This window comes from Stenotrophomonas sp. STEN021 (assembly GCF_056760175.1).
On the sequence record NZ_JBRREH010000027.1, the window covers coordinates 21,783 to 33,993 of the forward strand.

Here is a 12,211-nt window from a genome sequence, read left to right on the forward strand (position 1 = left end):
GCATGGGCGCTATTGCCATCTATTTCAGGCGCATTGCCTTCCTGTGCAGGAAGGAGCTGATCACCCTGCTGAAGGAGCCATCCAGCCGCGCCATGCTGTTCATGCCGGCGCTGATGCAGGCGCTGTTGTTTGGCTACGGCGCGACTTTCGACCTGCGTCATGTGCCGTACGCAGTGCTCGACCTCAGTGGCGGTCAGGCCTCGAGCGAGTTGCTTTCGCGTGTGGACGGTGCGGGCATGTTCGAGCGTGTGGCCACGCTGGATTCGTCGGCACAGATTGCAGGCCTGATCGACGCCAATGAAGTGTTGCTGGTGATCAGCATTCCTGCCGATTTCGAGCAACGGCTGGCGGCTGGTCAGAGCGCGCCATTGCAGTTGATCATGGACGGCCGCAATTCGACCACGGCTGGCGCCGCAGCTGGCTACATCGGTGCAATCGTCGCCGACTTCAACCAGGCACACGCTGCAGGTGGACAAGCGCTGCAATTGGTCACGCGCAGTTGGTACAACCCGAATCTGGAATCACGCTGGCAGCTGATGCCGGCCTTGATCGCCGCACTGAGCATGTTGCAGACCCTGCTGATCGCCGCGCTGTCAGTGGCGCGCGAACGCGAACAGGGCACCTTCGACCAATTGCTGGTCACCCCGCTGACGCCGATGCAGATACTGATCGGCAAGGCCTTGCCATCCATTCTGGTAGGGCTGGTGCAGTCCACCATCATCCTGCTGATCATCCGTTTCTGGTTCCAGATCCCGATGGCCGGTTCGGTAGGTGTGCTGTACCTGGCGCTGGCGGTGTTCACGGTGGCGTCGGTAGGCATCGGTCTATCGATCTCGGCGGTGGCAGCCAACATGCAGCAGGCAATGCTCTATACCTTCCTGTTGATCATGCCGTTGATGCTGCTGTCGGGCTTGATGACGCCAGTGGCCAACATGCCCAAGGTGTTGCAGATAGCCACCTATGCCAATCCATTGCGGTTTGGCATTGATCTGGTGCGACGGGTCTATCTGGAAGGTGCAGGCCTGCAGGACGTGGCCTTCAACTTCATCCCCATGCTGGCGGTGGCGGCGATTACCTTGCCCTTGGCGGCGTGGCTGTTCCGTAACCGGCTTACCTAGGACGCGATCCATGTTTCCGCAATCACGCTCATTGTTGAACGCCTCCCTGCTGCTCTCGCCGCTTGCTGTTGGCCTGATGCTCGGCGGCTGCGCGGTCGGGCCGAACGTCGTGCGTCCGGAGGCAGTGGCCCCCACGGACTGGACGCAATGGCGTGGTGGTGACGCGTCACTAAATGCTGTGGTCGGCACGCAGGCGCTGCAACCGGCGTGGTGGACGCAGCTGTCCGATCCGGCCCTGGATGAACTGCAACGACGCGCCTTGCAGGCGAGCCCGGACCTGCGCACGGCTGCCTTGCACTTCGCCCAGGCACGCACGCAGCGGCGCACGGTTGCCGCACAGCGCGGTGTCGATGTGAACACATCTGCAGGCGTCAATCGTCAGCGCCAAAGCGAGAACGGCGCTGGTACGCGCATGCTCGACATCCTCAGCAATGACAGTGACGCACTGAAGCAGCTGCTGGCCGAGCCATTCAATCTGTACCAGGCCGGCTTCGATGCGTCCTGGGAGCTGGATCTATGGGGCAGGGTGCGGCGTTCGATCGAGGCCGCCGATGCCAGCGTGGCGCAACAGGCTGCGTTGTTGGATCTGGCAAGGCTGAGCGTCAGCAGCGAGGTAGCACGCAGCTACGTGCAGCTGCGTGCCGCACAGCGCCAGATCGCACTGGCACACGAGGACATAGCTGCATTGGAAGAACGCCTGTCACTGCTGCAGGCACGGGTGGATGGCGGTCTGCAGGACCATCTGGATCTGGACCGTCAGCAGGCCGACCTGGCGGCGGTGCAGGCACGCTTGCCCGGTTTGCTGGCCGAGGAAGCCAGTAGCGGCAATCAACTCGCACTATTGCTCGGCGAGCGCCCCGGCGTGCTGCGCACCCAGCTTGCCAGGCCTGTGGTTGCCACCAGCGACGCGTTGCCGGATCTGTCATTGGGCCTGCCATCGGAAGTGGCGCAGCGGCGCCCGGATATCCGTGCCGCGCAGGCACGTCTGCAGCAGGCAACGGCCAGCGTCGGTGTTGCCCAGGCCGATCTGTATCCCAGCATCCGGCTTGGCGCAAAGTTCGGCTACGAGTCGTATCTGTCCGGTGAGTTCTCGGACTGGGGTAGTCGCACCTGGTCGATCGGCCCGGTGCTGAACCTGCCACTGTTCGACCACGGTCGCCGCAAGAGTGTGGTGCAGCTGCGTGAGCTGGAACAACAAGAAGCCGCCGTGGCCTACCAGAAGACCGTGTTGCAGGCCTGGCAGGAAATCGACAATGCCTTGAATGGCTACGCCGCCGCCCAACAGCAGCGCGCGCAGCTGCGTGTGCGCGAGCAGGCAACCTTGGACGCTTACACGATTGCCCAGGCACGGCATGATGCCGGCCTGATCGACTTCCTGGCGGTGCTGGACGCACGCAGGGCTTATCTGCAGACGCGGCGTGACCTGGTTGATGGCGAGGCACTGCTGCGTAGCCAGTTCATCGCGGTCAACAAGGCTCTGGGCAATGTACCGCCAGCACACGATTGACTGAGGCTACACTCGCTCGATTGCGGTCGTGAAGATGTCGCGACGGCTTTCCGCTGACCGAGGGTGAGTTGCATGCCAGATACGTCCCGCAGGGATCTGTTCAAAGCCATCGCTGCCGGCGCCATGGTGGCGCCGCTGTCGCTGCTGGCCGAGCCTGCCGTCGCTGCTGGCTGTGCGAGTGCAGCGCCGCGTTGGGGGCAGGGGCCGGAAGGCCAGCGCATCGCTGACCTTGGCGATGGCACCTACCTCAATCCCATCGTCGCCGGGGACCATCCTGACCCGACCATCCTCAAGGATGGCGACGATTACTACATGACCTTCTCGTCGTTTTATTCCTACCCGGGCCTGGTGATCTGGCATTCCACCGATCTGGTCAACTGGGCGCCGGTAGCGCCGGCGCTGCACCAGACACTCGGCGATATATGGGCAGTGGACCTGTGCAAGCACGGCGATCGCTACTTCATCTATCTGCCGGCCAATCCGACCGGCACGGGCTGGTCGATCTTCGTCATCTGGGCCGACGATATCGCTGGGCCATGGAGCGAACCGATCGACCTGGAGATCGACGGTTGCATCGATCCGGGCCATGTCGTCGGCGAGGATGGCAAGCGCTACCTGTTCGTAAACGGAATTCGTCGTGTGCGTCTGCGTGACGACGGTTTGGCTACCGATGGGACCTTGGAACCGGCATACAGCCCGTGGCGCTATCCGGATGACTGGGTTACCGAGAACTTCGCGCCTGAAGGCCCCAAGCTGCTGCGCCATGGCGAGTGGTTCTATCTGATCACCGCCGTGGGTGGGACAGCTGGCCCGGTCACCGGGCACATGGTGATCGCCGCACGTTCGCGCTCCATCCACGGGCCATGGGAGCACTGCCCGCAGAACCCGCTGGTGCGCACGCAGACGGAGGCCGAGCCATGGTGGTCACGTGGCCATGCAACCTTGGTGGAAGGCCCGGCTGGCGATTGGTGGATGGTCTATCACGCCTACGAGAATGGCTTTCGCACGCTGGGTCGGCAGACACTGCTGGAGCCTATCGAGTGGACCGATGACGGTTGGTTCCGGGCGCTGGGCGGCGACCTGTCGCGGCCGCTGCGCAAGCCGGCACGCGGCAAGCTCAGCGCGGCGGGGTTTGCACTGTCTGACGACTTCACCGGTGATCGTTTTGGCACGCAATGGGCATTTCACAATCCGGGGCCGGACGAGCGCCAGCGCGCGCGTTATGACAATGGCACGCTGCGACTGAAAGCCTCCGGCGCCTCGCCCATCGACAGCTCGCCATTGACCTGCGTGGTGCCCGACCGCTCCTACGAGGTGGAGGTGACCCTGTCACCTGGCATGGGGACGGAAGCCGGCCTGTTGTTGTTCTACAACAACAAGGCGTTCATCGGCGTCGGCTTTGATGGCAACACCATCAAGAACTTCCAGTACGCCGAAGAACTGGTATGGGCGCGCGCGCCGCGCGCCGCTGGCCCAGTCCGGGTGCGGCTGAACAACAGCAACAACGTGGTGACCTTCCATTACTCGCATGACGGCGGCCGCAGCTGGCAGTTGCACCCGACCCGGATGGAAGTGTCCGGCCTGCACCACAACGTGTTCGGCGGCTTTCTCAGCCTGAAGATTGGCATCTATGTCGCAGGAAGCGGTGAAGTGGCAATCAGCGATTTTCGTTATCGGGCGCTGGCTGCCTGCGCCAGGGGCTGAATCTGATTGATCATCAATCCGATGCCAGTTCTGGCATCAAAGTCCTGTGGGAGCTGCCTAGGCGGCGAAGCTGGAGTTGCTTGACGCTTGCAAGCGTTGCCTGCTGATGACCAGCGCGCTTCGCGGCTTGGGCCGCTCCCACGATCAACTTCAGGTCGATCCTCAGCGACGCAACCAGAAGTAGATCGGCAGACCAGACACGATCAATGCCACGCCCCACAACAAGGCCTCGCTGCCGATGCCGGCAATCGCGTACAGGCTGAAGACCAATGCACCAGCGGCGGCGATGCGTGAAGCAAGGCCGCTGCCGCGCCACAACCAGGCGGCTGCACCCGCCAGGTAGGGCAGCAGGGTGGCAGCGGTGGAAAGCAGTACCGAGAACTTGAACAGGTCGACCAGCGAGCGGTTGTAGTTGCAGATCACCAGCACGGTGGCCAGCAGGCAGCTGACGATGACGCCGAACACAGGCACGCCGCGCTTGCCCTCATAGGCGAAGGCACGTGGCAGCACGCCATCGCGGGCGGCGGCCATCGGCAGCTGCGCTGCCAGCAGGGTCCAGCCATTCAATGCGCCGACGCAGGAGATGGCCATCACCACGGCCAGCAACATGCCGGCGGTCGGTCCCCACAATGCGGCGGCGGCATCGGCCATCGGTGCGCTGGAACTGGCCAGCACATCGGCGGGCAGCAATCCCAGTACGGTGGTGCAGGCGAGCACGGTGGCGATGCCGGCGATGGCGGTGCCGGCGACCGTGGCGCGGGCGACGGTGCGCGGTGCGTCATCCACCGACTCGGCCGGGACCGTGGCGGCCTCCAGGCCGATCATCGCCCACAGGGTCAGTGCCACGGTGGCGGCAGCCACGCTGCCCAACGTTTCGCCGGAAGGGTTGAAGGGTACGTAGTGGCTGGTATCCACCAGCCACAGCGCGACCAGACCGAACATCAGCAGGGGGACGACTTTCAATACCGTGGTTGCCAGCTGCAGGCGTCCGGCTTCGCGCACACCGATCAGATTGACGCCAGCGCACAGCCACAGCGCGATCAGGCCGCAGGCGGCAGCGCGCACCGGGGTGGCGGTCAGAGCCGGAAAGATGGCGCCAATGCTGCCGGCAAAGGCCACCGCGATCGCGGCAATCGCACACCACATTGAGATCCAGTAGCTCCAGGCGACCAGAAAGCCAGGCAACTCGCCAAAGGCGTTGCGCGCGAACACGTAGGGGCCACCGGTCTGCGGCCAGCGTTTGGCCAACTGGGCAAAGGTGACCGCCAGCAACAGTGCACCGCACAAGGTGATACCCCAACCGATCAGGGTCGCCGTGCCATAGGGTGCGAGGGTGGCTGGCAACAGGAAGGTGCCCGAGCCGATCATGCTGCCCACAACCAGGGCGGTGGCGGACCAGAAGCCCAGCGGGCGACGCGTAGTAGTCATAAATACAGCAACGGCAAAGGCTCGCGCCGGGTACGGAAGGCCCCGGGAGAGCGTGAATACAAGGTGGCAGACGCCGGTGGCGACCGCAGCAGGGGACGGATTATGACGGTTTGCAGGCCAGACCGCGATGTGAAACCTGCCGGTAATGACCTTTGGCCCTTCCGACAAGGCACAGTAGCGCTGACGCTGGCGGCCTTGTTCCCTGTCCTGGAAACCCCCGATGACTGTTCGACCGTTGGCACTAGCCGTCTCGTTTTCTCTGGCCACCGTGCTGGCCGCCTGCTCGCCGTCATCGCAACCAGCAGCCGGGGATAGCACCGCGCAGGCACCGCAGGCCGACAAGGCCGCCCAGCTGAACCAGCTGTACGCCGACTATTGGGAGGGCGTGCTCAAGCTGAACCCGCTGCAGGCCACCTTCCAGGGCGACAACCGTTACAACGACCAGTTGCCGGATTTTGGCTCGGCCGAGTTCCGCAAGCAGAGCCATGACTTCACCCAGGAATGGCTGGGCAAGGCCGAGAAGATCGGTGATGCAGGCCTGGCCGGGCAGGATCTGCTCAGCTACCGCATCTTCGTCGAAGAGCAGAAGCAGTCGCTGGAAGGGGAGAAATTCCCGACCTGGATGATGCCGGTCAACCAGATGGGCTCCACCGTCAGCTATGCGGTGATGCTGGGTTCGGGCCAGGTGGCGCAGCCGTTCAAGACGGTCAAGGATTACGACAACTGGTTGGCGCGTGCCGCGCGCGTTCCGGTGTTGCTGGAAACCGAAAACGCCAATATGCGCGAAGGCATGAAGGCTGGCGTGGTGCAGCCACGCGTACTGATGGAAAAGGTGGTGCCGCAGTTCGACGAGATCATCACGGCCAAGGCCGAGGACAGCCAGTTCTGGGGGCCGATCAAGCTGCTGCCGGCCGACTTCTCGCAGGCCGACAAGGATCGCTTGACCGAAGCGTTCCGCGCGGTGATCAACGACAAGCTGATGCCGGCCATCAAACAGCAGCGTGACTTCATCGCCAACGAATACCTGCCGGCCACCCGCGATACGGTCGGCCTGGATTCCTTGCCGGACGGCAAGGCGTGGTATGCCTTCAACGCCAAACAGAGCACCACCACCGCGCAGACCCCCGAGCAGATTCACGAGATCGGGCTGAAGGAAGTGGCGCGCATCCACGCCGAGATCCAGACGGTGATGACCGAAGTGGGCTTCAAGGGCTCGCTGCAGGAATTCTTCACCTTCATGCAGAAGGACAAGCAGTTCGAGTTCAAGTCCGAGGCGGAATTGCTGGAGCATTACCGCGGGCTTGAGGCCAAGATCAATGCCAATGTGCCCAAGCTGTTCTCGCTGACCCCGAAGGCCGGTTTCGAAATCCGCCCGATCGAGGCGTTCCGCGCCAAGTCGGCTGCTGGCGGCGAGTACATGCAGCCCAGCGAAGACGGCACCCGTCCGGGCATCTTCTACGTCAACACCTACGACTTGCCGACGCGCAAGACCTGGGACGCCGAAGACCTGTTCCTGCATGAGGCCATCCCGGGCCACCACTTCCAGCTGGCGTTGCAGCAGGAACTGAAGGGCGTGCCGGCGTTCCGTCGCTTCGGTGGCGAGACCGCCTTCATTGAAGGCTGGGGCCTGTATGCGGAAAGCCTGGGCAAGGATCTGGGCGTCTACACCGACCCGTACAGCTACTTCGGCCGCCTGCAGGGTGAGCTGTGGCGTGCGGTGCGTCTGGTGGTGGACACCGGCCTGCATTCCAAGGGCTGGAGCCGCCAGCAGGTGCTGGACTACATGTTCGCCAACTCCTCGGTGAGCGAGCCCGATGCCATTGCCGAAGCCGAGCGTTACATCGCATGGCCGGGCCAGGCGCTGGCATACAAGACCGGTGAGCTGAAGATCCAGGAACTGCGCAAGCGCGCGCAGGACAAGCTGGGCGCCAAGTTCGACATCCGCGAGTTCCACGCCGAAGTGCTGAAGGACGGCTCGGTGCCGCTGGACGTACTGGATGGGAAGGTCAACGCCTGGATCGCGGAAAAGTCCAAGTAAGCGAGCCATCTGGTAGTGCCGAGCCATGCTCGGCAAGGGCTTTCCCGGTAGAGCCGCAGCCGAGCATGGCTCGGCTCGACAGGGATTGTTCGTGGGAGCGGCGTCAGCCGCGAAGCTGGCAATGATGAAACGGCAGAACGGCCCGCAATCAGATGATTGCGGGCTACAACGGCATCACCGGCAAGGCCCCAGCCGAGCATGACTCGGCTCTACCGTTGGGCTACGTAGTGTTCCAGCTGTGGGCGCTCGGTCGGCCATGCTGCTGTGCCACAGTGCACGGCAATCTCTTGAGCCCGCAGGCGGTCTGATCGCGGGCGTTCTTAGTTTACCTACCGCGTACCGCTGATGACTTTTATCGTATCGCTGCTGCTGCCGTTGTTGGCCGTCCTGTTCTGGTGGCCGGTCCATCCCTTGTCCAAGCCGCAGCGCCGGTGGCGGACCGGCATCAGTCTGGCGCTTGCCCTGATTGGCCTGGGTTTCGCGACCTTGTGGCGACTGGACATCTTCAGTTACACGGTCGAAGCCTGGATCCAACTGGTGTTCGGTTGGGTGCTGGTGATGTTCATGCTGGTGCTGGTGTTCGTGCTGCTGCGCGAAGCTGGCTGGCTGCTGTCACGCCTGCTGCCGCGCGGCTCACGCATCGCAACGCTGTGGCACGGCGTCGGCTTCAACCAGGCTGCGGCGCTGGCGATCGTGCTGCTGGCAACGCTGGGGATCTACAACGGCCTGAAACCACCGCAGGTACACGAGCGTGAGCTGGTCGTGCCGCATCTGCCCAAGGAGATGGACGGCCTGCGCGTGGCGGTATTGGCCGACCTGCATATCAGTCCGGTCAAACGCGCATGGCGTACCCAGCGCATCGTCGATGCAACCCTGGCGGTCAAACCCGACATGATCGTGTTGCCCGGCGACATGGCCGACGGCGGACTGGAGGACAGTGGTCGATTTGCCGCGCCGCTAGCGCAGCTCAAGGCGCCTTATGGCGTCTGGTTGGCACCGGGCAACCACGAGTACTACTACGACTACAGTGCATGGATGGCGCATTTCCGGCAGATGGGTCTGGGCGTGCTGGAGAACCAGACTGCGTTGTTGAACATCAACGGCCGCAGGCTTGCGGTCTCAGGCATCGGTGACCTCGCGGCGCTGAAGCCCAGTTCGTACATGCACGGTGGCCTGGCACCGGACATGGATGCTGTCGTGGCCGGCGGCAGGGGCGGCGAAGTCCATATATTGCTTGCGCACCAGCCCAAGCAGGCGCGTGCGGCTGCCGCGACCGGCGCAATCGACCTGCAGATCTCCGGCCATACCCATGGCGGGCACATGTGGGGATTCGACCGTTGGGTGGTCGCTCCCTTCAACCACGGGTTTGTGCGCGGCGAGTACCGCGTACGTGAGATGGCCTTGTTCGTCAGCAGCGGCGCGGGCCAATGGGACGGCTTCACCGCGCGCCTTGGCGTGCCTTCCAGCATCGATGTGCTGGTGCTGCGCAGTCCCGCCGAGTAACCGGATTTGTAGGAGCGGCGTGAGCCGCGAAGCTCGCACATCATCAGGTGATAAATGTGCCCTGATGTTCAGCCATACCAGCTTCGCGGCTTATGCCGCTCCTACAAGATGCGGCGATGTGCGTGGGGTATTGCGGTTCTGTCGGCCGATCAGGTATCGAGGTCTGCCTCGTTGCCTTCACTGCTTTTGTGCTTGTCGGGCATCAGCTTCGGTAGCGTGCTCACGACCGCCAGCGCTGCAAGCGTGGTGATGAAGGCCACCATCTCCATGCCCATGCCGGCGGCCATGCCGATGGCTGCCGTCATCCAGATGCCGGCCGCCGTGGTCAGGCCCTGGATGCGTTCTTCGCTGTCGAGCTTGAGGATGGCGCCAGCGCCGAGGAAGCCGATGCCGGAGACGATGCCCTGCATCACGCGGGTGACATCGGCGCCTGAAATGCCCATCTGCAAAGGTGCCAAGACGAACAGCGCCGAACCTGCAGAGACCAGGATGTGGGTCTTCAGGCCGGCAGCGCGCCCTTTGCGCTCGCGCTCCAGTCCGAGCAGGCCACCGAGCACGATGGCGGTGGCCAGCCGCGAGATGAGGACGGTCAGGGTGCCAACATCGGGGAGGGCGAACTCGGCGGCCAGTGTCTGGCCGATTTCTGCAGCGATGCTCATGCGATGGCGTCCTTTGTTGCTGGCGTGACCGGTGGGCGGGCTTTGAAGGCCGATCGTGCTTGGGTGTTCCTTTACCGGGGATGATGCGGCGGATACAAAAACGGCCCCGTGAGGGGCCGTCGTGTTGCGTGTTGCAGCTCAGGCGATCAAAGCGCGATCTGGTCGAAGCGCTCGACCCGGGTATGGCCGTGGGTGGCCTCACCGCTGCGCGGCTGCGGGTAATCGCTGAGGCGATCGACCAGCACCGTCTGCAGCCCCGCCTCGCGCGCGGCGTCCAGCTCTTCGACCACGTCGGAGAGGAACAGAATTTCGGCAGGGGCGACGTTGATGGCCTTGGCGATATGCGCGTAGCTGGGCGCCTCGCGCTTGCCGCCAACTTCGGTGTCGAAGTTGCCGGAGAACAGGCTGTTCAAGTCACCAGCATCGCTGAAGCCGAAGAACAGCTTCTGCGCCGGCACCGAGCCGGAGGAGTACACGTATAGCGGCAGGCCGCTGGCGTGCCAGCCACGCAGTACGTCGGCTACTTCCGGGTACAGGTGCGCGGTGTAGTCGCCGTTGCGGTAGCCCGTGTCCCAAAGCATGCCCTGCAGCGCCTTGAGTGCAGTGTGCTTGCGGTCCTGGTCGATCCAACCCTGCAGGGTTTCGACGATGACCTCGTCCTGGCAGGCGCTGGCGGAGATTTCGGTGGCCACCGCGTCCAGCCACTGGCGGACCTGTGGTTCATTGCCGTGCGCCTGCACGAAGCCAGGCAGGGCATTGCGGGCATACGGAAACAGCACTTCCTTGACGAAGGAGATGCTGGAGGTGGTGCCTTCGATGTCGGTGAGGATGGCTTTGATGGTCATGCGTGGGGTCCTGCGCGGTGCTTCTTGGCTCGCGCGTTGTGCGGGTGGGTGAGGCTTGAACAGCGTAGAGCTGCCCTCACCCCAACCCCTCTCCCGCTGGCGGGAGAGGGGCTCAAGCAACGCAGCGGCTTATGCCGCGCTGGGCTCGTAGCGCGGGAAGCGCTGGGCGATGTCGGTGCCGGTGAAGTGGCCGACCCAGCCATCCGGCTCGGTGAAGAAGCGGATGGCGGCGAAGCTGGGTTCTTCGCCCATGTCGAACCAGTGGTTGACGCTGTCGGGCACGGCGATCAGGTCGTCCTTCACGCACTCCACTTCATAGACCTTGTCGCCCACGTGCAGGGTGAACAGGCCGGAGCCGGCGACGAAGAAGCGGACTTCGTCTTCCTTGTGGTAATGCTCGTCGAGGAATTTCTTGCGGATCTCGGCGCGCGCCGGGTTGTCCGGGGCGATCGAGGCCACGTCCACGCTCTTGAAACCATGCTCTGCGACCAGGCGATCAATGTCCTCGCGGTAAGCGGCGAACACTTCTTCCTGGCTGGCGCCCGGGGTGACCGGGTGCTTGGCCTGCCAGCGTTCGAAGGTGACGCCGATCTTGTTCAGTTCGGCAGCGATGACCTCGCCGTCGCGGCTGTCGAACAGCGGTGCGTCCGGGGCGGTGTCGTTGAAAATGCGCAGTCGGCTCATGGGGGACTCGACGTAGTAGGAGGAAGGATCAGGCGTGGCCGCGCAGACGGCGCAGTTCCAGCTCGCAATGCAGCAGGAACTCGAAGGCCTCCAGGTGGCGACGGGCTTCGGCCATGTCGCGGCCCCAGGCGTACAGGCCGTGGCCGTCGATCAGATAGCCCCACATCGGCCCCTTGTCGAGTTCGGCCTCGACCTGGGCGGCCAGCACGTCCATGTCCTGGGTGTTTGGAAACACCTTCAGGTCGACGGCAGTCTCGTGGGTGGCGTTGCCGTGCAGGGCCTTGAGCAGCTCATAGCCTTCCAGGCGGATATGGCCGTCACCGCCATACAGGCGCGAGGCGATGGTCTGCACAGGCGAATGCGTATGCAGCACGCAGCCGACTTCCGGGAAGCGGGCGTACAGCTGGGTGTGCAGCAGGGTTTCGGCGGACGGGCGCAGCGGCCGGCCCACGGCCTTGCCGTCGAAATCCACCACCATGATGTCGCTTTCGATCAGCCGGCCCTTGTCCTTGCCGGACACGGTGATGGCCGCATGCTGGTCATCCAGCCGGTGCGAGAAGTTGCTACTGGTGGCAGGTGTCCAGCCGGCGTGGGCCAGCTCACGGATGTTGTCGATCAGCAGCTGGGCCAGTTCGCTCAGTCGCTGGGCGTCGTAGGGGACGGTAGGCGCGTTCATGCCGCCATTCTACTAAGAACGCCCCAAGGTTCATGCATGTATCCGGATA

Annotated in this window: 10 protein-coding genes; 5 read left to right on the forward strand and 5 right to left on the reverse strand. The window is 63.8% G+C overall.

All coding sequences use genetic code 11. The features are described from left to right. Window positions 1–2: 2 nt before the first annotated feature. The 3 genes from ACVOL0_RS07905 (at window position 3) to ACVOL0_RS07915 (ending at window position 4,329) form a co-directional block, all read left to right on the forward strand. Entirely contained in the window at window positions 3–1,118 is a 1,116-nt protein-coding gene (locus tag ACVOL0_RS07905) for an ABC transporter permease (protein ID WP_481548611.1), read from the forward strand. A 10-nt stretch (window positions 1,119–1,128) separates the two neighbouring features. Beyond that, a complete protein-coding gene (locus tag ACVOL0_RS07910; RefSeq protein ID WP_481548612.1) occupies window positions 1,129–2,625 on the forward strand; it encodes an efflux transporter outer membrane subunit in 1,497 nt (498 codons plus the stop codon). Between the two features lie 72 nt (window positions 2,626–2,697). Further along, window positions 2,698–4,329, forward strand: a complete 1,632-nt coding sequence (locus tag ACVOL0_RS07915) for a family 43 glycosylhydrolase (protein WP_481548613.1) — start codon at window positions 2,698–2,700, stop codon at window positions 4,327–4,329. Between the two features lie 162 nt (window positions 4,330–4,491). On the opposite strand, the gene ACVOL0_RS07920 is transcribed toward ACVOL0_RS07915, so the two are convergent. Beyond that, complete coding sequence (locus ACVOL0_RS07920) at window positions 4,492–5,757, reverse strand: amino acid permease (RefSeq protein ID WP_481548614.1); 1,266 nt, start codon at window positions 5,755–5,757, stop codon at window positions 4,492–4,494. A 220-nt stretch (window positions 5,758–5,977) separates the two neighbouring features. Between ACVOL0_RS07920 and ACVOL0_RS07925 the strand changes: the two genes are divergently transcribed. Both ACVOL0_RS07925 and ACVOL0_RS07930 read left to right on the forward strand, forming a co-directional pair. Further along, entirely contained in the window at window positions 5,978–7,795 is a 1,818-nt protein-coding gene (locus ACVOL0_RS07925; protein ID WP_481548615.1) for a DUF885 domain-containing protein, read from the forward strand. 345 nt (window positions 7,796–8,140) lie between these two features. Beyond that, a complete protein-coding gene (locus ACVOL0_RS07930) occupies window positions 8,141–9,298 on the forward strand; it encodes a metallophosphoesterase (RefSeq protein WP_481548616.1) in 1,158 nt (385 codons plus the stop codon). Between the two features lie 149 nt (window positions 9,299–9,447). Here ACVOL0_RS07930 and ACVOL0_RS07935 read toward each other — a convergent pair whose 3' ends face one another. From ACVOL0_RS07935 to ACVOL0_RS07950, 4 genes are all read right to left on the reverse strand, one after another. Continuing rightward, the gene (locus ACVOL0_RS07935; RefSeq protein ID WP_481548617.1) at window positions 9,448–9,957 is read right to left on the reverse strand and encodes an MgtC/SapB family protein; all 510 of its coding nucleotides are present in this window, start codon (window positions 9,955–9,957) and stop codon (window positions 9,448–9,450) included. 146 nt (window positions 9,958–10,103) lie between these two features. Next, complete coding sequence (gene mtnC / locus ACVOL0_RS07940; protein ID WP_481548618.1) at window positions 10,104–10,802, reverse strand: acireductone synthase; 699 nt, start codon at window positions 10,800–10,802, stop codon at window positions 10,104–10,106. Window positions 10,803–10,931: 129 nt separating this feature from the next. Continuing rightward, a complete protein-coding gene (locus ACVOL0_RS07945; protein ID WP_296253868.1) occupies window positions 10,932–11,486 on the reverse strand; it encodes a 1,2-dihydroxy-3-keto-5-methylthiopentene dioxygenase in 555 nt (184 codons plus the stop codon). Window positions 11,487–11,514: 28 nt separating this feature from the next. Further along, window positions 11,515–12,162, reverse strand: a complete 648-nt coding sequence (locus ACVOL0_RS07950; protein ID WP_481548619.1) for a methylthioribulose 1-phosphate dehydratase — start codon at window positions 12,160–12,162, stop codon at window positions 11,515–11,517. Between the last annotated feature and the right edge of the window lie 49 nt (window positions 12,163–12,211).